At 31.7% G+C, this 26,618-nt stretch carries 17 protein-coding genes and 1 pseudogene; 10 read left to right on the forward strand and 8 right to left on the reverse strand.

What is annotated here, in order from left to right:
- Nucleotide 1 precedes the first annotated feature (1 nt).
- The 3 genes from ACTXGU_RS14245 to ACTXGU_RS14255 are packed head-to-tail and all read left to right on the forward strand — an operon-like array spanning nt 2 to nt 6,306.
- Nucleotides 2-3,952 carry a hypothetical protein gene (locus tag ACTXGU_RS14245; RefSeq protein WP_443482188.1) on the forward strand — a complete coding sequence of 1,317 codons (3,951 nt, stop codon included), beginning with the start codon at nt 2-4 and terminating at the stop codon, nt 3,950-3,952.
- 1 nt (nt 3,953) lies between these two features.
- Nucleotides 3,954-5,615, forward strand: coding sequence for a site-specific integrase (locus ACTXGU_RS14250; protein WP_443482189.1), 1,662 nt, complete (start codon nt 3,954-3,956; stop codon nt 5,613-5,615).
- Nucleotides 5,590-6,306, forward strand: a complete 717-nt coding sequence (locus ACTXGU_RS14255; RefSeq protein ID WP_443482190.1) for a hypothetical protein — start codon at nt 5,590-5,592, stop codon at nt 6,304-6,306. Before ACTXGU_RS14250 ends, ACTXGU_RS14255 begins: the two co-directional genes overlap by 26 nt.
- 145 nt (nt 6,307-6,451) lie before the next feature.
- On the opposite strand, the gene ACTXGU_RS14260 is transcribed toward ACTXGU_RS14255, so the two are convergent.
- A complete protein-coding gene (locus ACTXGU_RS14260) occupies nt 6,452-6,679 on the reverse strand; it encodes a helix-turn-helix domain-containing protein (RefSeq protein ID WP_443482191.1) in 228 nt (75 codons plus the stop codon).
- A 114-nt stretch (nt 6,680-6,793) separates the two neighbouring features.
- On the opposite strand from ACTXGU_RS14260, the gene ACTXGU_RS14265 reads away from it, so the two are divergent.
- Nucleotides 6,794-7,045 carry a transposase gene (locus ACTXGU_RS14265; protein ID WP_443482192.1) on the forward strand — a complete coding sequence of 84 codons (252 nt, stop codon included), beginning with the start codon at nt 6,794-6,796 and terminating at the stop codon, nt 7,043-7,045.
- Nucleotides 7,046-7,122: 77 nt separating this feature from the next.
- On the forward strand, nt 7,123-9,312 hold the full coding sequence (locus ACTXGU_RS14270; RefSeq protein WP_443482193.1) for a DNA topoisomerase III: 2,190 nt from the start codon (nt 7,123-7,125) through the stop codon (nt 9,310-9,312).
- Between the two features lie 676 nt (nt 9,313-9,988).
- Here the strand turns inward: ACTXGU_RS14270 and ACTXGU_RS14275 are convergent.
- A complete protein-coding gene (locus tag ACTXGU_RS14275; RefSeq protein ID WP_443482194.1) occupies nt 9,989-13,489 on the reverse strand; it encodes a dsDNA nuclease domain-containing protein in 3,501 nt (1,166 codons plus the stop codon).
- 191 nt (nt 13,490-13,680) lie between these two features.
- Between ACTXGU_RS14275 and ACTXGU_RS14280 the strand changes: the two genes are divergently transcribed.
- Nucleotides 13,681-13,803: a transposase gene (locus tag ACTXGU_RS14280; RefSeq protein WP_443482255.1), complete on the forward strand. Its 123-nt coding sequence runs from the start codon at nt 13,681-13,683 to the stop codon at nt 13,801-13,803.
- 281 nt (nt 13,804-14,084) lie between these two features.
- Here ACTXGU_RS14280 and ACTXGU_RS14285 read toward each other — a convergent pair whose 3' ends face one another.
- Nucleotides 14,085-15,854 carry a reverse transcriptase domain-containing protein gene (locus ACTXGU_RS14285; protein ID WP_443482195.1) on the reverse strand — a complete coding sequence of 590 codons (1,770 nt, stop codon included), beginning with the start codon at nt 15,852-15,854 and terminating at the stop codon, nt 14,085-14,087.
- 431 nt (nt 15,855-16,285) lie between these two features.
- On the opposite strand from ACTXGU_RS14285, the gene ACTXGU_RS14290 reads away from it, so the two are divergent.
- The 4 genes from ACTXGU_RS14290 to arsC all read left to right on the forward strand — a co-directional run bounded on the left by ACTXGU_RS14290 (nt 16,286) and on the right by arsC (nt 19,889).
- Entirely contained in the window at nt 16,286-17,248 is a 963-nt protein-coding gene (locus ACTXGU_RS14290; RefSeq protein ID WP_443482196.1) for a helix-turn-helix transcriptional regulator, read from the forward strand.
- 75 nt (nt 17,249-17,323) lie between these two features.
- The gene (locus tag ACTXGU_RS14295; RefSeq protein ID WP_443482197.1) at nt 17,324-17,956 is read left to right on the forward strand and encodes a type 1 glutamine amidotransferase family protein; all 633 of its coding nucleotides are present in this window, start codon (nt 17,324-17,326) and stop codon (nt 17,954-17,956) included.
- Nucleotides 17,957-18,176: 220 nt separating this feature from the next.
- A complete protein-coding gene (locus tag ACTXGU_RS14300) occupies nt 18,177-19,472 on the forward strand; it encodes an arsenic transporter (RefSeq protein WP_443482198.1) in 1,296 nt (431 codons plus the stop codon).
- A 15-nt stretch (nt 19,473-19,487) separates the two neighbouring features.
- Nucleotides 19,488-19,889: an arsenate reductase (thioredoxin) gene (arsC, locus tag ACTXGU_RS14305; RefSeq protein ID WP_443482199.1), complete on the forward strand. Its 402-nt coding sequence runs from the start codon at nt 19,488-19,490 to the stop codon at nt 19,887-19,889.
- Between the two features lie 491 nt (nt 19,890-20,380).
- On the opposite strand, the gene ACTXGU_RS14310 is transcribed toward arsC, so the two are convergent.
- The 5 genes and pseudogenes from ACTXGU_RS14310 to pgmB all read right to left on the reverse strand — a co-directional run bounded on the left by ACTXGU_RS14310 (nt 20,381) and on the right by pgmB (nt 26,495).
- Nucleotides 20,381-21,808 carry a serine hydrolase domain-containing protein gene (locus tag ACTXGU_RS14310; protein ID WP_141434279.1) on the reverse strand — a complete coding sequence of 476 codons (1,428 nt, stop codon included), beginning with the start codon at nt 21,806-21,808 and terminating at the stop codon, nt 20,381-20,383.
- A 492-nt stretch (nt 21,809-22,300) separates the two neighbouring features.
- On the reverse strand, nt 22,301-22,909 hold the full coding sequence (locus ACTXGU_RS14315) for a TIR domain-containing protein (RefSeq protein ID WP_443482200.1): 609 nt from the start codon (nt 22,907-22,909) through the stop codon (nt 22,301-22,303).
- An 82-nt stretch (nt 22,910-22,991) separates the two neighbouring features.
- Nucleotides 22,992-24,437: an SIR2 family protein gene (locus ACTXGU_RS14320; RefSeq protein ID WP_443482201.1), complete on the reverse strand. Its 1,446-nt coding sequence runs from the start codon at nt 24,435-24,437 to the stop codon at nt 22,992-22,994.
- A 653-nt stretch (nt 24,438-25,090) separates the two neighbouring features.
- Nucleotides 25,091-25,666 (reverse strand): annotated as a pseudogene (locus tag ACTXGU_RS14325) (toprim domain-containing protein); the annotation flags it as partial.
- A gap of 154 nt (nt 25,667-25,820) precedes the next feature.
- Nucleotides 25,821-26,495: a beta-phosphoglucomutase gene (gene pgmB, locus ACTXGU_RS14330; protein ID WP_443482202.1), complete on the reverse strand. Its 675-nt coding sequence runs from the start codon at nt 26,493-26,495 to the stop codon at nt 25,821-25,823.
- Between the last annotated feature and the right edge of the window lie 123 nt (nt 26,496-26,618).

Consider the following 26,618-nt stretch of genomic DNA (forward strand, 5'->3'; position numbering starts at 1 on the left):
CTTGCGTGACCATATGACACTAAAAGAAGTTTCAACCCTCCTTAATTTATCAATATATCAAACTAGATTATTTCTTAAAGAAGCCTCAATACAAAAGATAGGTATTAATAATTCTAAAGAAGTTATTTATGATACCAATATTATAAATAACTTACGGGATATTCTTGAAAAACGGTATAAAGACAATTGCTCAAATAAATATACTCCCAAAGAGCTTATTTCGTTGGGATGTACTGGACACGATAGAGCTATGCTTAAGAGCGAGCCTACTACCCTTTTCGATAGATATAAGAATTTTACTGGAGTAACTTACTTCTATGACAAATCAGAAGTAAATGCATATTTAGCATCTAAAAACAACAGTTGTGAACTATTGGCACTTTCACAAATAATGGAATTAGTGGGTTTTAAAACACCTGAACAACTTGAACGTGCATTAAATGATTGCAAAATTAGAAAGGAGAAAAAAGGATATAGCTCCTTTAAGTATTATAAGGACTCAGATATAAAATCCTTTATCGACCTGGTTGAAAAAAGGTATTCATTTAATAAAGCCAATCGCTTAAGTACTCAGCAAGTAAGAGAGCTTGGGTTTAGTAAATTAGACAGATTGAGACTCCAGACATATAAAGCAGAGCCTCTCGATAGGATTAAAGAATACGCTGGAGTCCTTGCCTTTTATGATAAGGACGAAGTGGAAGAAAAATTGCAACATAAGGATTTTCTGACTCGTACTATCTGTGAAAAGGAGGCCAGAAAATATTTAGGTTTTACAAATTCGAAAAAATTCAAAAAGGTAATTAAAGAATATGGTATTCCATTAACATCAAATGGAAAATATGAAATTATTTATTACGACAAGTCGAGTATAAGTTCTCTGAAAAATATTATAGATGAAAATTATGAACATAACCTTGAAACCAAAATAACTGGTGATCAAATAAGAGACTTGGGCTATTCTAGAAATCTTATTCGTAAATTAACCTCTATCCGTACACGACCTGTTGATAACGTATATAAGTTTGCGAACGCTTTTATTTTTTATGATAAGAAACAATTTCTATCTCTAACTAAAACTAAAAATGATTTAACTGAATATTATACTCCTGTAAAATTAACTGAATATTACACTTCTGTAGAATTAACGGAATTACTTGATATACCGAATAACATTAATAGATATATGGCTCAATTTAACATCTCCCCTATAAAAATTCCTCCATCACGTCAAAATTATTGGCCTAAGGGCGAGATAGATGATTTTGTTAAAAGGAGAACAGATTTATATAACTACTACGATTCGAATTATTATTTAATTAGCGACGTGGAACATTTACTAGGATATGACATAAGTAAATTCTACAGAATTTGCTCAGATTTGAACATTCCCTTAATTTCTGAAGAATTACCTATTGAAGTCAAGTTTAAGAAATTTTATAACTTTCATTTGGTTTTTCCGAAAGATAAGATCAATACCATTATTGCAAGAATACATGGCCAACATCGACAAATTACCGAAGATAATCGAACTGTTGCTTTAGAACCCGTTAACGTTATACAACATGATTTGAATATTACTCCGGAATCATGGGATTCATTTCAAATGTCTGAATATTTAGGTGATGGAAAAGATGTACCGATTACTGGAGAAGTCAAAAAAAAGTTCTTACCTACTAAAACAAATCATTCAACTACTGTTTCAGGGCCTATTAATGTTATACAACATGATCCAAATACCGTTTCAAGAATAAAAAATTCACTTCAAGTACTTGGGCATTTAGAAGATGAAAAGATCACACAGATTATAGAAGAAATAACAAACTATCCAATGCCATCCGTAAATGGCAAAATAAAAAATATAATTTCTGAAAAAGATTTAATAGCCAAATTGGACTATTCAAAGAAACAGTTTGATGAAAATAAAGAAAACTTTCAAATTCATAAATTTGAGCATGGAAATATTAATTACTATTTGCTAGAGGATTGTTCTAATCTGCTTAAAAAATTATATGAAGAGCAAAACAATTTATTAGGCTTAAACTATACCTTTGCTAAAGCAATTGTTAAAGTCCCCTGCACTGTATTAAATAAAAATAGAGAAAAGTTGCAAATACCATCTCATTTGAGATTTGGTCGCCTAAAAAAACTTAGAACTGTATATCCTAAGAAAGGTATTGATGGTTATTTAAAATCATTAAAAGCTTCCAATTTAATTGAGCAATATAAAAATGAATTAGAATACACTACTCTCCCAGATAAAATCTTTTTGAAAACAGTCAAAGAATTAGATATTCATTTTTCAAATTTAGTTAAAGATACAGAAAAGGCATGGCATAATTTTGTTTCAAAAAAATTATTAAGTTCAAACGGAAATATTAAAACGATCAAGAAACTTTTTGTTCGATTTATTAAAATAACAGAATTACTACAGTCGACGTTAATTTCAAAAGAAATTATGGACATGACTTCTAATGAGATTAATTTCGTATTTTTAAACAATAAAGTTCCAGGTACTTACAAAGAAGTTTTATATGGTTTCTTTAATCACTTACTTTTAAGCTTTCCCAATTGTAAGTACTTGGTTTCAAAGCTTAATAACCCCCATGCGGAAAAAAAGGAGCGATTAGTAAACTCTCAGAACAATAAGCAAATCTATTCGACTAAGGAGTTTTTAACACTACTGGACTACGTTAAAGACATTAAACTCCATAAAGACAATGCTATTTCCGAATATAAGGTAAAGTCAATAGACGGGATGAAGGGGAATTATGAATCCATTTGGTTTTACGTAATGCTTCATTTAAATAACGGATGGAGAAGTAATGATTTTATTGAAAAGATACCTCGTATCCCCTTATCTATCCCTGTGCAGGATTACAAATCATTTGAAAATCACAACTTAACTGAGCTTGAAGCTACAAAAATCATCTGGGAACTAACGTCAAATTTAATGAATGTTTATCATAACAAAAATGGTAAAAAGGCCTATTTCTTTATTTCTGAAGATATGGTATTACCCGTAGCTAATGCCATCGTTTTATGTGAACTTAATGCTCAAATGGCAGATTCAAAAAGAAATAATTTAATTGATTTAGGTAATTCAAACGAATTGACTGTCAGCATGCATGATAAGTTTTTCAAAACTTTCCCTATAAACAATTTTAAATTTAAATCTCTAAAGGCTAACAGTACATTTATAACCTTTGTGAATTCAATCCTAAAGCAAAAAACAAATCGTAACCCGTTGGAGATTACTAAATTCATTAGAAATCATGATTCTTTAGACACAACTAACAGATATGTACATGTAAATGAAGAGCATCTAAATAAAATTAGTAAGCAATTGTTCGATAAAGGTTACTTTGGCTATACCTATGATTATTTAAAACAAATTGTTATTGGGGAATCTCAAAATAGTTCTATAGAAAACAATGAAAAGAATCTGTTAGCCACAGTTTTCGGAGACATATATAAAGTTGAAAATTTCTCCATAATGTTAAATGCTATTGAAGAACAGAGGAAACCTTTATATGAATTCGTTCAGAATTTATCGGGAGAACAACAAAAGGAATTACTAGATTTAATAAATATGAATCAACTGCCGGCCAAAGATTCCTTTTGGCAATGTATTCTCGGCGATTGTTTATTCTTAGATAGAAAATGTAACAGTTGCCCATTTGCAATCCCGCATTTCTATGTCCTAACAAAGACGGTTTATAACCTAAATGATTTGATACCTAAATTAGAACAGATTAAAAACATTTCTTATAAAGGTGAAAAGGTTAGATTAGCAAATTTATTATACAAAAACCTTTCCTTAATAAGTGCTGCTAAAAAACAATTTGGAGAAAGTGTACTAAGCTCATTTTTAGGCAAGGACTATTCAGATTTCCTAAATAACATACGCAGCTTAGAGAGTATAAATGAAAATCTGACAATTGGAGGCACCTAATATGGAGAATAATCATAGTCTAGATTTTTCTTCTACCTCAACTCACTATAATGAAAGTCTCCGTGGTACTTTACAAGACAGGATAAACAGTCTTAAAGAATCGAGTGTGAAGCTTACAGCCGAAGCATCCAATAACAGATGGAACATTTATGATGAATATTTTTCACAAACATATTTTGTAGATTTTGGCTTCGATTCTTTTTCATCAAAGAAGTTTGATACTGACCAATTTATCTTGCTTTTAAAATCTTGGTTTATTTTACTTTTAGAGAATGATATTAGTTTCCATCACTTAACGAGAAAAATAAGGAGAGCAAAGGATGCATTGATCCTAAGTAAAGGATTTAATCTAGAAACAATAGATGAATTCGAACTTAACTATTTTTCTAAAGATCTTAAACCCAGTTCCTTACAATATAAAGCATCTTTACTACTAGAATTTCTAGACTTTTGCGAAGACCTGATAGTGCCAGAAGAATATCTGGAACTAATTTTAAGATACTATCAAAAACAGAATTCAGCAGCAATAAGAAAATTACCATCAAGCCGAGATGTTCTTAAATTTTCCCTAATTGTTGAGGTATACTTTTCTAATGAGGACATTGATAATGAATATTTGGACTACTACCCGATTTATTTATGGTGGAATTTAACAAATATTATCCCAATACGCATTAGCGAATTTTGCAATTTGAAATTTGATTGTTTAATCTCTAGCAAGGAAGGATATCTTTTAACTTTACCTAGAAGTAAAAATAAAAAGAATCGCAAAATAAATTACGATAAAGTTTTGATATCAAATAAAATTGCCAACTCAATCAAATTATATCAACAAAAAATATATTCAGTTAAACCAACTAAAACATTATTACAAACGTCTAGTACAACACGAAATGCAAAACCGGAAGTCTTTAATTACAGAAACTTCAAGAGTCTATTAGACAAATTTTATAGGGAAATTGTTTGTGAGAAGTATGGCTTTAAATTATTAGAGAGCAGTTCAGAGCCCCATACTCAATCACCTTACAATATCTTTAGAAAAATAAGACCAAATGACACTCGTCATTTTGCATTTTTAAATTTAATGTTGCAAGGTTATCATCCAAGTGAGATTGCTAGATTAGGGGGACACAATTCTGTTTATTCTCAAATGGCTTATCATAACCATTTGGAATATTGGATTGATTCCGACCTAATAAAGTTATTAACAAATCAAAAAAGACACACAGGTGACCTTTCAAACGAATTTTTCAAAGAGATTATTTTTAAAAATGCAATGAGTACTACTACGGAAGTTTCTGAAGTTGTTAAAATTCCATTAGAAATCGGTTATTGTACAGATCCATTACAAGACTGTCCTGTAGATGAGCATTATCTCTGTAAACATTGGAGAATAACCTTTGATGATTATCAAAAACATTATGATAAACTACAAACCATTCTTGTTAATCGGGAATCTGTTCTTAAATTATGCATCGATAAACTACTAGCACTTCATAAAACTGGTCTCATTCATCATAAAAATAATGTATATGATGAAAAAAATTCACAGTTCAATTACCAATTAGTAGAAAGTTCTAAGGAAGTAAAGGATGCATTATACCAGTTAGCAAAGCTAAAGGAAAGGTTTGAAATGTATGAAAAGTCGGGGGCGCAAGCCTAATTTATATCCCAAAGATATTCTTCTAAAGATTATTGATGATTTCTTAAGGACCCACGTAAATGTTCAAATTATAAAATATAAAGAAATATTCTCTTATGCACTAGAAGAATATAACAAAGGATTAGTAGATTTTAAACTTAGTGAAGATTTCTGGAGAAAACCTGGTCGGCAAGGAAAATTATTAGTTGATGAAATCAATAAGAAAAGAAGCGCTTTAATAGAGAACAATAATCAACACATTGAAATTATCCCAACAAATGATGTTATAAACAGACTATCACAAGACACTCCAGCTACCAAAAAAAAAATCATTAATCAACTGAAGGTAAATGAGCATGGCTATCGTAGAATATCTACGCGCTACAATCAACTTAAAGAAAAAGAAGCCAAGATGACACAAGAAATCATCGACCTTAAAGCTGAGATTGTAAATCTTAAGAACAATAACGAAATCTATCAAAATGTTCTTTTTCAATGGGCAAACCTATCAAGCGTTAAGGATCTTGGTTTAATAAACCTAATTACAACAGGAAAAACTAGATCTGCTACAGTGGAACAACTATTTAAGGATATTTTTAAAGAGCAGCCTAATAAGGCCATGCTAGGACTTAATACTGACAATGCGATTGATAATGTAGTTCCATTACCAAATAAGGCAAAAAATACACTTATCGAAGACCTAGATTTATAGTTTCTCGGTAAAGTGGCAAAATGGCAAAAACATATTTATCTTTTGATTAAGAGAACCTAACTTGCTAGCATGGGTTCTCTTAATGTAGGCCTATTTTTGTATATCACTATTATTTTTTAAACTTCTTCTGTTTTTTGCATCTCCTCTAAATACCATATAAGTTTTCAACTTCTTTAATTAATTCATGAGGTTTTATTTTTAAAACCTCACAGATAGTAAATATTGTAGTAATACTTGGCTGTCTTTGCGCACGTTCTAGTAAACCAATATAAGTTCGGTCTAGATCGCATTGTAACGCTAATTGTTCTTGGGAAAGTCCGGCCACGTTCCTGCGCTTTTTCAAGACTATACCAAAGGCTTTTGATATCTCCATATGCTCACCTCTTAGTTAATTAACTAAGAAATTCACATATATAATCGACCGACTATAGTCATCACGAAGAGGTGATGCTACAATATTAATAACATTTTTTGAAGGAGATTTTGTATGTCTAGTAAAAAATATAATGAAAATTTTAAAAAGAAAATTGTTCAATTACATCTTGAAGGAAGAGCAACAACTGAACTGGGTAAAGAATATAAAGTTTCACCAACCGCAATCTATTCTTGGATAAAGCTATATGCTGATGAATCAGCTATTTCTTTTAAAGAATTCAACGCTATTCAAAAAGAAAATAAACGTTTAAAACAGGAAGTAGAAATACTTAAACAAGCGATGACAATTATGACTTCCAAATAGAACTAATACGTCTCCTTATTCCATGTACTAAAACTGTGTTATATTAACGGTACAAGATATTAAAGGAGTATGAAGATATGGCAAAGAGCTTAGTATTAGCAGAAAAACCATCAGTAGCTCGCGATATAGCGAATGTGCTGAAGTGTAATAAAAAAGGTAACGGCTTTTTAGAGGGCGACAAATATATTGTGACATGGGCGCTTGGACATCTAGTAACCTTAGCTGATCCAGAAACTTACGATAATAAATACCAAAAGTGGAATTTAGAAGATTTACCGATGCTACCAGATCGTTTAAAACTAACAGTAATTAAACAGTCCGGTAAGCAGTTTAATTCCATTAAATCACAGTTAAATCGTAATGACGTAAATGAAATCATTATCGCAACAGATGCTGGTCGCGAAGGTGAGCTAGTGGCTCGTTGGATTATTACCAAATCCAAAGTAAATAAACCAATCAAACGTCTGTGGATTTCATCCGTAACAGATAAGGCTATTAAAGATGGATTCAATAATTTAAAACCTGGTAAAGCCTATGAAAGCTTATATTTCGCTGCTGTAGCTCGTTCTGAAGCAGATTGGTATATCGGACTAAATGCTACTAGAGCTTTATCAACCAAATATAATGCACAGTTAAATTGTGGACGCGTTCAGACCCCTACTGTAGCTATGATATCTGCACGGGAAGATGAAATTAAAAACTTCAAACCACAAACATACTATGGCATTGAAGCACAAACCGATTCAGTTAAACTAACTTGGCAAGATACCAACGGGAATAGTAGAAGCTTTAGCAAAGAAAAAAATGATGCCATTGTAAAATCACTTGGTAGTCAAGATGCAACAGTTATAGCGATTGACCGTAAAGCGAAAAAATCATTCTCGCCAGCACTTTATGATTTAACAGAATTACAACGTGATTCCAATAAATTATTTAGTTACTCGGCGAAAGAAACATTAAAGATTATGCAAAGTCTATACGAGTCACACAAGGTTTTAACGTACCCTCGTACAGATTCTCGCTATTTATCTTCGGATATCGTTAGTACGCTTCCAGAGCGCCTAAAAGCTTGTGGAATAGGAGAATATCGTTCACTTACAAATAAAGTGCTAAAAAAGCCTATTAAGCCTTCCAAAGCGTTTGTAGATGATAGCAAAGTCAGTGATCACCATGCGATTATTCCGACCGAGGGATATGTTAATTATTCTTCTTTCTCGGATAAAGAGCGTAAAATCTATGACCTTGTGGTGAAACGTTTCTTAGCCGTTCTATTCCCAGCTTTTGAGTACGAACAATTAACATTACAAGCGACCATTGGTAATGAGAAATTTATTGCTAAAGGGAAAACAGTTATTAACACCGGCTGGAAAGAAGTATACGAAAATCATTTTGATGATGAGGAGTCTTCAGATGATGTAAAAGAGCAATTACTACCATCTATAAAAAAAGGCGATGTATTGAAAACAAAATTAATTGTACAAACATCTGGTCAAACAAAGCCACCTGCTCGCTTTACAGAGGCCACATTATTATCTGCCATGGAAAACCCTACTAAGTACATGCAAACGAGCAATAAAGAGCTTGTAGATACGTTAAAAGCGACAGGTGGACTAGGTACAGTTGCCACACGTGCTGATATCATTGATAAACTGTTTAATTCATTCCTAATTGAAAAACGTGGTAGTAAGGAAATTTACATTACGCAAAAAGGTCGTCAACTGTTAGATTTAGTTCCAGAAGAATTGCGTTCGCCGGCTACAACAGCAAAGTGGGAGCAAAAACTTGAATTAATTGCAAAAGGTAAGCTGAAAAAAGACATCTTTATCAATGAAATGAAAAAGCACACAAAAGAAATCGTGATGGAAATTAAAGCAAGTGATAAAAAATACAAGCACGAAAATATCTCTACAAAGTCATGTCCTGATTGCGGTAAACCAATGCTTGAGGTAAACGGTAAAAAAGGCAAAATGCTTGTGTGTCAAGATCGTGAATGTGGTCACCGTAAAAACGTATCACGGGTAACCAATGCACGCTGTCCACAATGTAAGAAGAAACTAGAACTTCGTGGTGAAGGTGCAGGTCAAATCTTTGTATGTAAATGCGGCTATCGTGAAAAGCTATCAGCTTTTGAAGCGAGACGTAAGAAAGAATCCCGCGGTAAAGTCGATAAACGTACTGTTCAGAAATATTTAAAGCAGCAGAATAAAGAACAAGAACCTGTTAATAATGCACTGGCAGACGCTCTAAAAGGATTTAAGTTCGACTAATAATAAAAGCTGAGCATGCAAGAAATTCTACATGGCTCAGCTTTTTTATCTAAATATATTGTTTAATTGCAATAGCTTTTCATTCTTTCTACAATTATTTTGGACATTTTTATATTTTCAAGACCTAAATCGTAGAAAGTCATAAAAAATAAAGAGTGATACATATTATACATGAATATGTATCACCCTTTTACTTCTTGCTCATACGAATAGGTAAGAGTTTGAAGTTATCTCTCCCTTTTCCCCTCGTTTACACCAGTACGTGCAACTTTCACCGCATTAACAACTGGATTCCATGGGCCATACTTCGTAAATCGTGATTTTTTCTGACTTAAACGTATATCAAGACCTAACTCTTCTATTATGGAATAAGTACTTAAAAATGTATATGCTGCTGAAACATGGTAAGAGTGCCCTCTGTTTTCAACTGAAAATACTTGTCCATGTATAAGTGAAGCAGAACGGGGTGTAAATTCTCATTAGATTGCACTCCTTTGTAGCCTTGGAATAAGGTTTGATTAAATTAACTTAGTAAACCTTGATAAAAGTGCAAATAGAAAAAGTGTATTTTGAAAAAAGATTAATCAAAACACGCTTTTTCTATACTCAATTGAATCATCCTTTTATAAAAAAGTTTACTGAAGAACTGCTTTTTTGTAGGTTCTAGCCGAAGATATTATTTGAAACTTGGATTAATATTCTTTTCATAAAACCACTTTCGCTCTTTATTAAAGTTAATAAGTCGTTTATCTTCATAAATTATTTTCAATAATGGGATAAATTCACTTTCCAGAGTTAAGTTCTGATCCTCAGGATCAATTAAAGTATTAGATATAAAATGATACGCTAAGATTCTCTGTCTAGTTAGATCTGATTCTAAAAGATTTGTGATGCAATCAATATATAATTCCTTGAAGATTTTTTTCTTAGAATGACTCATATGTTTAAAATAAGACCCATAAGCAATAGCACTGTTACTCCTTAACATATGTGCGATAGGTTTGAGCTTTTCATCTTTTTCTTCTAAGTAATAAAAATTTTTGCTTAACAATATTTCGTGTAATAAAAATCTATTGTCAGTACTATTCTCAATTAGAACTCTGAATAAATAGCGCAAAAAGTATTCTGTATAAGTATCATTCAAATGTCTACCTTTTCTAATTTTACTTTCACTTATTTTTTCTAGGTTGTCAGATAAGAAGTTTATAAGATGATTTTGAATAACACTTTCCAGAGGAATCCCATTAACAAGCCGAGCAAAGTTGTTTGCTGCAATTTTTCCAATTGTTCTACTAATCCTTGTATCTTCTGTACATATAAACTCAGATATGCACCTTTTTAATTTTGTTAAATTTTTCAAGTCATTAAACATTACTTTACATAAACTTTCAAGGTAAACACCTAATTCATACTCTGAAATTCTTTCTAAATTTCTTCCTAGAACTTTACACTTTTGATCAACCCTAGCATTAGTATGCAACAGAAAGTACAATAAACCGAAAGTTTCTTTTTTATTTAAGATGATTCCCTCACTTTCCAACAATTTCCGAAATATTATTTCTTGACATTTAATACTAGTCTTTATTGCAACAAAGAATAATTGTTCTTTTCCATTATCGCTGTTTAAACCATTTGAAATCTCTTGAGTTAAAATTTTAATGTTATTTTCAATATCTGTGTCTAAGTAAAGTAATTCATAAATAAATAACTCATCTTTTAACTCAAAAAATGATTTTCTTAATAGTGAAAACTCCGACCAATCATTTTTCACTCTAAAATGCAATAGTATTTTATAAGCCCAATATAACGGAAAAACGAATTTAATGACTATATCTTTACGGTCCTCAAATGAATCTTTTGTTTCTATAATTCTTTTACTTGCAAGGTGAACTGAAAGCAATTCATAATAACTATGTTTTAATAATTGAAATAAGCTATTTGTTTCTCTTTCAGAATATGTCAACTTCTTATTATCAATTAAAAAACTTACAACCTGATCAATTTCATTATCGATTTGAGCATCTATTTCGTTAAACGACAGATTCCTTTTAGAGTATTCAATCATTTGCTTTTTCTTCACTTCAGAGTACCTTCTTATAAAATCAAAATAACAGATATTATGCAATTCTTTTTCATTATCACTAACAGTATTTGCGTAAACATAGCAAATCAAAGGGTTTTGCATTAACATTTTAATATTATTATTAATATTTATATTATCTGGAAGTTCATCAATAACATTTGTATCAATATCATAATTATTTAATATTTTGTAACACACTTTATGTTTATTGTTAACTGTACTCATATTAACAAATAAATTAAGAGCGTCATTTTCGGAATTATTTGAGAAACAATATTTTTCCAAGAAACCACTATTGTCCATTAACAAATATTGATCTAGTTCATTTATTAAAATACACCAGCTTATCCAATCATTTTTCGTATAACTCTCTATTTTTTCTTTTAAATCATAATAGATCTTTGCATTTGAATTACATAAAATGTGTAGATCATCAATAATAAAAATGACCCTAAAACTAACTCCATTTCTTTCAAGATTAATTACATAATTATTAATTTCAGACAAACTAGTAAATTTGCAATCTAAAAAATGGGTAAGATTAAATAATACTGCTCCTTCAAATCCTTTCTCTCTTATGTCACTAACAGTTAAAGGAATTCTAATTGAATAGCTTCCTATTTCTTTTTCTATAATATGAGATGATAGGATAGTTTTAAATAAATGGGTCTTCCCTGCTCCAGATTCACCGGTAATCATCAGGACTTTGTTATATCTATTGTTTAAAAGGGTATATATCTGGAATAATGATGGTTTAAAACCTTTTGTAATTCTATTATCTGGTAATTCCGCCAATATTAAATTAACCTTCTTACGCATATTAGTCCTATATTCGTCGAAGGAAATATCTAAACCATTAAATTCCAAAAGTTTATCAATAATTCCTTTCTCTCTTACCAAGCTATTATCACCGTAAGCCCTTGCAAATTCACTAATATGTAATATAATTTTTGTTTTCCAAGTGGGATCTTTAAAAAAATCATTAAAATAGGAGCTATTTATCAAATTATTATCTATTTCAGATTGAAAAGGTAGAGTCATATTATTTTCGAGAAAAGACTCAATCCTAATTAAATACATCTTAATCATTTTTTCAAAATCGTAACTTGATGGTTTAGTTATTGCTGTACCAAACATTTCTTTCATAGAATGAAATCCTTCACTAACCAAACCTTTAAGGTCATCAATTTTTTCGGTTATTTGGTTTAAAGAATCTGTTATGAATTTAACACTCTTATCCGACATTTCTTGTTCGGATTCTTTAATTATTTCGTCAAGTAAACTTTTATTCAATTTTCTATCATCAACTTTAGTATTTGAAGAACGAAGATATATTTCAGATAACAATCGAGTTAATAATAAATAAGTATATTTATCTGTATATCCTTTTAAACTATCTACACACTCCTGTTTTATAATTCGGACAGATTCTTCTCCTTCTACTTGTTCAAAATTCCACTTAATACTTTTCACAAAAGATTCTAGATAGTGGTCTTCGTTAATTCGATCAAATAATGGTTTAAATTCTTTGATTACAGTATCCTTTTCCTTTTTAAGTGAGTCTATTTCTTCGAACAAATCAGGATCTAGCTTAGCAATCCTTTTTTCTATTTTCTGGATTTCTGATTTCTTTTTTTTCTCTGTCATACCTTTCAATATTTCTTGAACTCTTAATTTACATTTAATGATAAGGTCATTACTCAAATTTTCTTGATCTTTATACCAGTTTTTAAGTATTTCGTCATTTCTTTTTATATTTGTATTAGTTTCAAAATGAAATTGACCATTGTAATCTGGGTAGAGATTGTAAAGAATAAAAAAATTGTAGATGGTTTTTTCAATCTCTTCGTCTTGAGTTCCTAAGTTGCTAGAGTAACATTTTACTTGTATGAATTTTAAACTTTTAACATCAGAATTTACTTCTTTAATATCATCTTCTGTTTCACAAAAAATTTCATTTTCTGTATTATTTATAGCATCACATACCCATGTTTTTAAGGTTTTTAGGTACTGATATAGGAATCCTCTATTAGTTTGTATAGCATCAGTATTAGACTTGCATTTTTCAAATAATAAAAGGACATTATTACTCATTACAATTTCTCCTTCAAACAGAAATTTACATAATCAATTTCGACAAATTATATCAAATACCTTCAATTTTATTATTTGTTAAATCCATAAATACCATAATAATAGTTAAAAATCTGATTAATCCTAAATATAAAGAACTTAAAATTTTATTCAACTCTGGTTCGTTAATTTATATCATTACTCTATCAAAAATATTATGGGCAAGGGGCTATTTTTATGCGACTGTAGGAACAGTGGATGAAGAAACAATAAGAAATTATATTGCCAATCAATTGAATGAAGAAAAGAATGACATATTTAGGATAGAAGAATGAGTTTAGTCCCATTTAGTTGGCTTAAGCTTAGGATCTTTCAGAAGACTTCAGTCTTAGTTAACGACTTTTTATCAATCTTTGTTTTATTATCAAGACCTAAATCGTAGAAGGGCATATACATATTAGTCATGTATAATATATATAACCCTTTACTTCTCGCTCAATAATCGCTCCCTTTTCTTGAATAAATATAAAGTGCCTATGAAAGAATATTGATGATGAAGAAATAAATGTATATACATTTTAATTTAAGCTTTCTTAATTATCTAAGCTAAATCATGTTAGGCTTTTAATAAATTCATTTTTCTTGCTAATTCAATTACGTCAGATATTGGTATAATTTCATTTGGCGATACACCATTTAATGTTGCTCCCTTTACTGCAACTCCTACGACTTCATTATTTTCATTAACAATAGGACCGCCACTATTCCCACCATATATAGTAGTCGAAATTTCGTAACGTCTATGCTTGCTCTCATGCATTCTTACTCCTTGTACTTCACCTTCTTGTATTCTAATTTCCTGCCCTTTTCTGTAGTCGGGAAATCCTATAAGCTCAATTGCTTGTCCTTTTTCAATAAATTCATTATATGTGTATCCTTGATTAGAGATATCCATATCTTTTACATTTAATATCGCTATATCTTTATCGATATCATAACAAACAATTTTTGCCCATTGTTGAATGTAATGATCTGTAGATTTGTAATATGCTATATTAAACTCTTTTGTAAATTTAAGATCAAATTCTAAAACATCTATTGCATCAGAAATAACATGAGCGTTTGTAACAAGACCTATATCTTTCAAGAGAAACCCGGTGCCCTGCCCATATACAAACTCTCCTAAATCACCATCCTCTGTTATAAAAAATTCCGTATCAGGATTATCAATAATATATGTATATCTCTCATGAAATTCTATATTAGATAATGGTAGTTTTATAGGTTGGAGTTTATTTATTTGTGCAATTTCATTAAATCGTTTAGCAAGTTTTAAGTACACTTTATCGTGTTTACCTTTTACATGTCCTACATGTGAAATCATTCCTCTTAAGACAAGAAACATATCGGGATTATTGCCTTCTTTCCTTTGGCGAAAAGGGTATTTGGATTCAAATATTTTTACTGCAACATCAAGTTTATCGAGATTTTTCTCTATACAATTTAAAATCGAACGAACTCTCCTGATATAAGTTCTATCAATATTAAGTTTTTCATTTACTACTATTCCTGTCACTGACTGATGTTGTTTCCGATTTTGAAGCCTTGTTTTTTCAGGATTAATTTTAAATCCATATTTTTCTACAATCTTTACTATATTTTCATTCAGTATTACATTACCATCATTATCTAAATAGGCAATTTCTTTAGGGAAGTGCCTTTTATTAGTGGAGAATGTAATGTCATCTGCATAGCGAGTATACTGGCTCCATTTTGTATGTTGAGCAACTCTTGTCAATTCTTTATCCAAACTTTTAGCAAGTATATTGGAGATAATTGGAGATGTAGCTGCACCTTGGGGTAAAAAACCTTTTGGATGACAACAAATGTTCGCTAAAGTAGTAGCTACAGTATCATTAAATTTAAAGTAAGCTATAAACATATGCCTTACTCTTCGAAATTTAATACTTTCAAAGAAATTCTCCAAATCAAAATTAAGTACAAACTTTTTATTTATATGTTCTGATGCGTTTGATACAATACTGCGATTTTTTACAAAACCATGGGATTTTTGATGGCTGTTGAAATTCAGGGTTAAGATATATGCTAGCTTCTTTTGAAGAATAGCTAAATTTGTTGAAGGAGAATAAATTGTACGTTCATTCCCATTTTTTTTAAGTAGTTTAAACATTCTATAATTTATATTCTTATCTCTAATCAGAATTTTCCATAAAAACTCAACTGGTATTTCTAATAGATTAGCTATATCCTCAAAGTCAGTTAAGCTTTTAAACCTAGTATTAATAACTGTATTATTGCTTTTCAGTTCAACCTTTACTCGGTTAGATATAGCAATCAACTCCTTACTAATAAAATAGGCAAGCAAAGATAATTCTACCCTTCTAGGCCATGAAGCGACCAAGTGACACACAATTAAAGACGACAATGCGAGAAAAAGTGCGCAGAATATGAGATACGTTTAAAAATCAGGTAGCGATTTCACCACCATTAGTCAATTAGTCCCTTGCTTGCCATTAAAATTATACTACATTTTTATATATACGGAAATAACCTAGTCTATAAGGAGTACACGTATTTAACTATAATGGCCAGATTGTTGAATAACGCAGTTGATGAGTTATACTAAAAATCGGAAATAGATTTTGAAAAATTATACTTAAACTAACAAGACAGAATAGTCTAATTCAAGAAAATAAGTTAAATTCAAATGAAAAATACTGTAAAATTTACTTATTACTAATTAAGGAAAATAAACTTATATGATTTATAACAAATTCCATATAGAGGTGGATTTATATGCCTAAAATTGACAATATACTAGCAATTCTATGGATGCTTAGTTCAGGTAAAAAAATTACTGCAAAACAAATTTCAAAAAAGTTAGAGATGAATATAAGGACTGTGTATCGTTATATTGATACACTTTCAACAAGTGGTGTACCAATAATTTCAGACACAGGACATAACGGTGGATACACTTTATTGAACAATTTTATTGAAGCTCCTCTTTTTTTTGATTTTGAGGAGCAAACCTCACTATTTCACGCTGCTGTTTTTGCAGAAGAAGCCGGATATTATGGAGGTGAAGTACTAAATAGAGCTATTTCAAAGCTAAGCAAATATTCAAATCAAGAGCAGGAAACAAAGATAAACCAACATTTAACCAGTCTTGAAGTAATAAGTCGATTAAATTCCCTCTCTATAGAACCTTTCTTGAAGGAGTTGGAGCAGGCCGTAGCTGATGGATACTCTGTAAAAATTCTATACCATAAAAGTGGCGAAGAGCAATCAAAGTATAGATTGGTTGATCCGTACAGAATTATTTATTGGAATAATAAGTGGTATGTGATTGGATTTTGTCATCTTAGGAATGATATCCGTAGTTTTAGAGTAAATCGAATTGAAAGTCTAATGCTAACCGAAAATAAGTTTAACTTGCCAGAAAATTTTTCAGCACGTGACTTTTTTATGAAAAACCTCCTTCCAACTATAGTAGATAAGGAAGAGACTATCCTTTTGATTATTAATGGTAATACAAGTGCGTTGGGTGATATTTGCCAACATTGGTTTTTAGGACATTATCTACAAGAACGGACTTCAAATCAAGCAGTATTTCTTCTTGAAAAAAATATGATACATAGATATGTACCTTATTTACTTTTACCGTACGGTAAATCTATTCAAGTTATTGAGCCAATAAGTCTTAAGAAAAGACTTATTGAAGTTTTGTCGGAATTAATAAAATTTCATCAATTATGATAACTTCCCTGACGTTAGCTGTCAGGGAAGTTATATTATAATAGGCTATATCAATTGTAATTGGAGTGTTATTGAATGCAAACAAAAAAAGTTTATCTTTATGTATTTAATACAATGTCAGACTGGGAATATGGATATTTAATTGCTGAACTAAACTCAGGAAGATATTTCAAAAAAGATTTAGTACCTTTAAAAGTAATTACAGTAGGAGCTAATAAAGAAATGATTACTACTATGGGAGGACTGAGCATAAAACCAGATATTTCCCTTGATGAATGTACTCTTGAGAGTAAAGATCTTTTAATTTTACCAGGAGGGACTACTTGGAGTGAAGAAATTCATCAACCTATCTTGGAAAGAATTGGCCAAGCTTTAAAGCTTGGCACTATTGTTGCTGCAATTTGTGGTGCAACTGAGGCCCTTGCGAATATGGGATACTTAGATACTAGAAAGCATACAAGTAATAATTTAGAATACACTAAAATGGTATGTCCTAACTATAAAGGAGAAAAGTTCTATGAGGTGGGATCTGCGGTATCTGATACGAATTTAGTTACTGCATCAGGAATAGCTCCTCTGGAATTTGCGATAGAAGTACTGAAAAAATTAGATGTATTTGCACCAGATACATTACATTCATGGTATAACCTAAATAAGACTCATAAACCTGAATACTTCTTCCAGTTAATGAATTCAATAAATAGCTGAGCTAAAAAATCAACTTAGCAGTTTTATATTAGTTCAAATAAAAATAATGAAGTAACTGAAAAGCTCACTTTCTCTATTTTGTTTTGCAGAGAAGTTGGGCTTTTTAATTTGGAATTTCCTTATCGTTGTAAATCCGCATTTTCCTGACGCTACCCCTAATGGAGATACAAGTAGTTCTTGCTGCTAGTAAGAAGAAAGTGAGTAACGGAGGTTAAATTTAGTGGTTACAGCTATATTGGCAACAATAATTTTTTTAGCAACACTTATTCTCGTTATCTGGCAGCCAAAAGGATTAAATATTGGTTGGAGTGCATGTGGTGGGGCTATCGTAGCTTTATTATTAGGTGTAGTTGGATTTAATGATGTACTTGAAGTGATCGGAATTACGTGGAATGCAACATTATCATTTGTAGCAATCATTCTTATTTCATTGATTTTAGACGAGATTGGATTATTTGAATGGGCAGCACTACATATGGCCAGAGCTGCTAAGGGAAATGGAATTAAAATGTTTGTCTATATTAGCATTTTAGGAGCCATCGTCGCTGCATTATTTGCAAATGATGGGGCTGCCTTAATTTTGACACCAATTGTTTTAGCGATGGTTAGAAATTTAGAATTTAAAGAAAAGATGATCTTTCCATTTATTATGGCAAGTGGATTTATTGCAGATACGACATCTTTACCATTCGTAGTAAGTAACTTAGTTAACATTGTATCTGCAGATTTTTTTAACATTGGATTTGTAGAGTATGCTTCAAAAATGATTATTCCTAACTTTTTCTCAATAGTAGCAACGATTACAGTCTTATTAATTTATTTTAGAAAGAACATTCCAAATACGTATGATTTATCAAAATTAAGAAAACCTGTAGAAGCTATTAAGGACTTTAAAATGTTTCGCCTTTCTTGGTATGTTCTGGGGTTATTACTAATTGGTTATTTTTCTAGTGAATTCACCCAAATACCTGTTTTAATTGTTGCCGGGGTCATTGCAATCTTCTTTTTATTGATGGCCCGAAGAAGTAATGCAGTCAATACAAAAACTGTTGTAAAAGGTGCTCCCTGGGCAATTGTCTTTTTCTCAATAGGGATGTATGTGGTCGTATATGGTTTAGGAAATGCTTGGCTAACTGAATCGTTAGCTAGTGTCATTCAAGCAACTGCTGGTCAAGGTCTATTTGTTGCAACAATAGGTATGGGCTTTATAGCAGCCTTCTTATCATCTTTGATGAATAATATGCCAACTGTCATGATCGATGCATTAGCTATTGCTGAAACCAATACATCTGGCACGATCAGGGAAGCTCTCATTTACGCAAATGTTATTGGGTCTGATTTAGGTCCGAAAATTACTCCAATCGGATCATTAACGACCTTAGTGTGGCTCCATGTTTTATCTCTAAAAGGAGTAAAAATCTCATGGGGAACATATTTCAAAACAGGTATTGTTTTAACGATCCCAATTCTACTTATTACCTTAATAGGTCTATACTTTTCTTTATTAATTAACTAAAAGGAGATATACATCATGACAAAAAAAACAATTTACTTTTTATGTACTGGAAACTCTTGCAGAAGCCAAATGGCTGAAGGTTGGGCAAAAAAACATTTAGGAAATGAATGGGAAGTAAAAAGTGCAGGCCTTGAAGCACACGGATTAAACCCAAATGCAGTTAAAGCTATGAAAGAAACAGGCATCGATATTTCTAATCAAACATCGGATGTGATTGATCCAGAAATATTAAATAATGCAGATTTAATTGTAACTCTTTGTGGTCATGCAGCAGACAATTGCCCAGTTACACCTCCTCATCTCAAACGTGTACACTGGGGCTTTGATAATCCAGCTGGAAAAGAGTGGTCTGAATTTCAGCGTGTTCGTGACGAAATTGGTGAACGGATTAAGCAATTTGGTGAAACCGGGAAATAAGAAGCATCTTGCATAAATACAAAAAGAACCCATTTTGATCAATCTTTTTTCAAAATAGGTTCTTTTTGTGGCTTTGAAATAAAGTTCGATAATTTATAATAAAGTCTAATCATTTATAAAAAAGAATGATAATTTGTAAAAAAATTTGATCAAATTCCTGTGTAGATAGGCAAGATATTTTCTTGTTCCACAAAAGGGCCAGATTGTTGAATAACAGTCTTTTAAGAAATGTTATCTAACGACGCTTGTGCAAAAATAATATTGTTGTTTAATTTACAATAAAGTCATTTAAAAAATAATATTAGTTGTTTAAAAATCTTTATTCCACGAACGGAGCAGGTTAGTGGAAGCAATAGTAATTAGGTTTGACTGGGAAAATTGTCGATGATATTAAAAAAGACACCGAAGTGCCTTATGTTTTTCAAATTAAGCATACCGATAAATTGAAATTTAATTACTTAACATTATGTTTATCTTGGGAGCGAGTTATTTTATCGGTGAATGTATACAAACCATGTAATGCTTGCTGTTAATAATGCTGACGAAATCAAAGCTGTAAGAACACTATATGTTTGCCAAATAAGTATCGTTGACCAATCGAAAGCACAGCACAGTATACCCAGGGCAATCGTAGCGATCAGGAAAATAACTGTTACGATTATTCTCTTTTTTGTCATTGGCTGCCGCTCATTCGTTTTCCTTCTGCGTAATCCTAAGAGAAATAGGAGAACGGCCAATAGGCAAAGAATAATAGTGATAGACGACAAAATGATATCCAAAAGCTGTGTGCCGCTTATTTCATATGACTGAGTTAGATTGCCGTCTAATATATCTTTAACTTTTAGTACCAGGTTTATATTGGTATTTGCGCCGTTGCTCAGCAAGCAGACGGCTGTTCGTTCATTTAGCAGTATGACTACTTCGGTTCTGAAATTTGGATTGCCCCCAGTGTGTTCTATAATCGTTTGGTCGGCGTTTACCGACCAGCCTGCCGCATAATACATATCGTTGACAGCCGAAACAGACATATCACCCCTATGTGATTTTTCGATAACCGTGTGAAATATTTCGGGTATGTCCTGCACAATACCCATCTGTATGCCCATCCAACGCGCCATATCTTTTGTATTAGAAATGATGTAGCCTGCGGGCTTATTCCCAGCATAATCCGGAGCTTTAAATGGAGTTGTCATAAAAAAGGAAGAACGGTAGCCCTGTGCCAACTGTCCAGTGGCTTGAGCATCTTCTTTATAAACATACGTCTGGTGAAGACCTAACGGCTGAAATACCTGTTCCCTCATAAAGTCTTCATAGCTTTGTCGCGACACAATCTCAATAACCAAACCCAATACGTCATAATTAACGGTTCCATAGTTATACTGTTCACCGGGAGGGAACGCCAATTCAGCATCTACGAGCATTTCCACAGTCTTTTGCAACATATCCGGTGTATTGCCTTGTGGAATACTTTGAGTATGCCTAATATTTGTTAGACCACTGGTATGGTGAAGAAAGTTATTTAGTGTAAGGCTTTGCATATCAACAGGTTTCCCTTGATACTTTAACGTAAACCAAGGTAAATATTTTTGGACAGGGTCAGTCATTGAGAGCAGCCCTTGCTCTTCCAACAGCATAATACCCATACCGGTAAAAGCTTTACTGACCGAGGCTAACTCATAGAGTGTATTTTCACTTGCAGACAACCCCTTTTCACGGTCAGCATACCCTGAAGAAAAGTAGAACACTTCATCATCAGCAAGTATTGAGATTGACATTCCCGGCACACCTGATATACGAGAGGCATCATCTAGCAACGCTTGTATTGCCGCAGATTTCGAATCAGACAACGCATAACTTTGTGTTGCGAATCCTGAGAATAATATAAATATCGTTAATACAAAAACAATAATCTTTTTCATAAACTCTCCTTTTTGGAAAATTATAATAGAATAATATAAATAACCTACTTTTACAACTACTAAACTAAATTTTAATTTATCTTTCTATTCACCTATATAATATCAAGTAATTGTGAAAAGTTACACTTAACGAACAGATGCGTTAGTTCAATAAGAAAAACGATCTTCAACAATCGGGCGCGATTGTTGAAGATCCAAAGTAGGAAATGATCAAACTTTTTTATAAAAATTACACATTGTTTCACAAAGAATTAACCCGTTCTGAACAAACTTTTTTCAAAACGGGTTCTTTTAATTTAACTTAAAATATGGGTCAGTGGGTTGTTTTTTGATCAAACTTTATTTTAAAGCTACACTTTTTATTTATCGTAAAATTCCGGTTTGTGAGGTGTTTTTGATCAAACTTTATTTTAAAGCAACAACAATAAAGTTTGGCAAAACCCTGTATTACCGAGCCGAAGAATTCTTCTTAATAGATTTATAATCATCCCTTTATTTTTTTCTGGTTAGATTATAGTTACTTGTATTTTTGCTTTTACCGTATGCATTATCAATATATTTATTTGGATCTTCAAGAAAATCTTCTTCACTAATCAAAGAAATATATGAACCTGTTAAAGAATTCACGTGTTTACATACATCACAAGTATATTCAGGAGGTTCCTGGTTGAATCTATTCTTGTGTATAATATCATAGAGATATTCATCATTCGTATGTATAGCAGCATGTCCATCAGATTTTGTAACTGAATATCTTAACCAAGAATAATCGCCATTGTATTTCATGACAACTCCTAGAACACCATTGGTTCTAGATGTGCGATCATTTCTCTTTATTTGTTTAAGTGAATATTCAATTTCCCAATCAATCCAGTTACTTAATTTCATATTCGGAGAGATTACAACGATAGTAACAGAGGTAGAATAAATCATATCCTTTAATTTCTCTTTGATATAATCAGTTGTTTTATCTGACATATCCGGTGATTCACTCGTTTCCCCTTGATAATATTCAGCATCATCCCCCAATGCCTCCACTATTCTGTCTCTTAAATCCTTAGCTTCAGAATATTTATAGGATATAAAAGTTTTATATGTCATTCAGATTCCTCCCACATATTGCTTAATGATTTTCTTATATCTGTTACGTTGTAAAGCTAGATTACCTATATCACTTTATGCATTAGTGCTTCACTAATTGGTTAATGATTTTTACTACCGTTTCAATTAGTTCGTTAGGAGTCTTGCTTTCATCACCTAAATCAGTATACAAAGGTTTTAATCCTTCAATTCCAACATAATTATCAAAATCATCCATAACCTTCTGCCATAAAACTTTAGTAGTAAAACCAGTAGCCCCTACTGGGATAGGGATTGCCCCATTTTCTGTAGAAATATTAAATTCCTCTATCATGCCATTAGCATCAAGTATCTTGTTAGTTTCATTATCAATCTTGTTTCCGAATATAAAGACAGCAATACCAACATTAGAAAGCATTTCTTTGCGATATTTAGTCCATAATTCAGATCGGGAAAGTTGCCCCCTTGTAATTTGTGGAAATGGTCTACACTTGAGCCTTTCTTCTACCTTGTTATTTTGACTTGAATAGAGTTCTTCTAATGCACCTGAAATGATACAACTCCCTATTCCCAAACCAAATCCAGAAACAATATTATTATTATTTTTAATGAGGGCTTTACTTAATGATGTGCTAAATTCAAAAGACTTCTGCTCACCCCATTCGCCATAATTACTCGCACTTCCGGATACAAAAATGTTTTTTCTTATAACCAGTGAAGTAATATGTTGAAGAATGTCTGTTATTTCAGGATAATCATCAACTAAAAGAACCTTAATACTATATCTTTTTAAATCTTTAATTTTTAAGTTTTGCTTAATTTCCGCATAACGGAATTCTTCTTCATTATTTTCATAATCATTTATATTTACCTTTTTCATAAAGCAATAGTGAGTTCTTGTATTTTCATTCAATAAAATTCTAATCTTACTTAAAATTTGAGATAAATTAGGATCATCAAAACTGAAACCAATAAATAAAAATGTTTTAGATACCAAATCCCCCCGCAAGGCTGTACTAAATAATTGCCTTTTTAAATCATACCCCTCATAATCATCTTTCGTTAGAACTGCTTCATGGGGTAAAGTACTATCTCCATGCATTTTATAAACAATTGCATCACTTCCTGGTACAGAATAACTCAAGTTTTCAGGTGCTATTTTTTTGTCCACCTTCTTACTCACAGCCTCCAAATTAGATTCAATTAACTGATCATAATTGGTTGTCCAATATGTACCTATAGGAAGCTTTGAGAGAATTTTATGATTATCAGTTATTGTTACACTTTTAGTAAATTCATCAATCAAAATTTGATTTATTTTTCCTCTCCCATTAAACTCGTTAACATGATATTGAGCTAAAGCTATTAAATCTGCTTCCAAATCGATATCTAGTTGTAAATCTTCAGCAACTTCCCGTAGTAATTCCTTCCAGTCCACATAGCCAGCAGGGCGTGAGAGACCTGCACCAGCAAATATTGCTGCATTTGAGTCTTGAATTGCCTTTACATAGGTTCTTAAAAACTCCCGAATACTTGGATCATTCTTCAAATTTCAACGCCCTCTCTTTGTATAAGAAATAATCGATACTAAAATATCTGTTGGTTTTTCTATTTTTAAGCTAGAAATTATCTTTGGAATGAAAAATACCATCAAATACAATTTTATCCAACTAAAAGAAGTTGTTCAACTTTATTAATCCTTTGAACCTATTTTTAAATTAGTTCATTCCTCTTAAACACCCTTTACTATACATTAGATTCTTCTTTATCGTTGCTCCTTCAAATTTTAAAGGTATGATTTTCAAAAATATGCCTTAGAGATAATTCGTTATTTTTAACATATGGTTATTTCTTTTGACTTCCTTCTCCATAACAAGATGACCAAAATATATCCCTATACAGAAAGATCATACAAATACTACTTCTACATAATCGCTATCACTAACGGTAATATTCATTAGTTTAGCTCCCTTTATTTGTTGAAATTTAATTCAATTGAACAAAGGAAACATTTCAACTATGGTAGGGAATTCAATATATTAAATTTTCAGTCTATTTAAACAAGAAGGCTCTTTATGAATCAAAATTTGATATGCTAATATTTAAAATTAAAATTTTAACCATAATTATTTGGGTTTAATTGATACAAGTCAGATAAATACTAGAAATATTAATTTCACCCTAGCTATTGACGGGATACATTTGCACACGCCCACAGTTTAATTGTGCGTTGAATTTTGTTGTTAAGGCACGAGTTGCATTTAAACCGATATACCAGTCTGCCTCTGAACGTGCTACTGCTGAAGCATATAAGTTTTCATAAGCTTTACCAGGCTTTAAGTTATTGAAACCATCTTTAATCGCTTTATCTGTTACAGAGGAAATCCACAAACGTTTGATAGGCTTATGAACTTTTGCTTTATCAATAATCCAGCGTGCAACTATTTCGCCTTCTCTGCCTGCATCTGTAGCCACGATTATTTCATTCACGTCACTGCGATTTAACTGTGCTTTTACAGCATGAAACTGCTTTCCGGTTTGTTTCATGATAACTAATTTCATGCGGTCTGGAAGCATAGGGAGATCTTCTAGGTTCCATGATTTATATTTATTATCATATACCTCAGGGTCTGCTAAAGTGACTAAATGCCCCAGTGCCCAGGTAACGATATATTTGTTTCCTTCTAAAAATCCATTTCCCTTCTTTGTACACTTCAATACATTTGCGATATCGCGTGCAACGGAAGGCTTCTCAGCAATTACTACAATTTTTGTCATTTGTTCGAACTCCTTTACTACTATATACCGTCTAATATACCATAGTTTGAAAGCAGAAATTATTTATACATTTCTAATTACAAAAGACGAAGGATTTGGAACAAGTCTCTGTGATTTATGGAAGACTAAATTTAAAGAGAGCAGAATGTGATATTCACTCTGCTCTATTTTTCATAAATTTTTTTAATAAACTCTCTAATTGTAATTCTTTTGTGCTTTTTACATGCCAATCTGCTTTTTGTAAATAGTCTTCTTCGCCAACTCCAACGGAAAACATCGGTGTTTGCATAATTCCACTTAATCCTGCTTCACCGTCTTCAATTGCAGCACAGTTTTTATACTCAACATCCAAAAGATCAGCCGCTGTTAAAAATATTTCTGGATCTGGTTTGCCTTTTTTTAATGAATGTGGGTCTACAATACATGTAAACCAATCACGTACACCAAACTTTTCTAATAAAAACGGCGCATTGGAACTGGACGATGCAATCGCCAACTTTATTCCGTTTGCTTTTAACTCCGAAAGAAAATCCTTCATTCCTGGAAGCATTTGCTCTTCAGTAAAGTCAGCAATCATCTCTTTATAGTAGTCACTTTTTTTATTTCCCAATAATATTTTTTCTTCATCGGACAATGATACATTACTTCTTGAGACAAGCTCCTCGATTAACACTGTTCGTGGAATTCCTTGAAAACGCAAATTATCTTCTATAGAAAAAGGAACGTTTAATTCCTCTGCAATTCTTTTTGTTGCCTCATAATAAAGGGAAACCGTGTCGGCAATAACACCATCAAAATCAAAAATAACCGCTTCTAATACTTTAGTCATGTTAGCCTCCTATAATTATTGCTTTTTTTATTATAGCCTATTAGTTTATTTCTGCCTGTAAAAAAGATACAATAATAAGGAATACTGCACCGATTGTATAAATACATACACTTAAAAGGCAAA

The sequence above is a fragment of the Niallia sp. 01092 genome (assembly GCF_052318935.1).
Classification (GTDB): Bacteria; Bacillota; Bacilli; order Bacillales; family Cytobacillaceae; genus Niallia.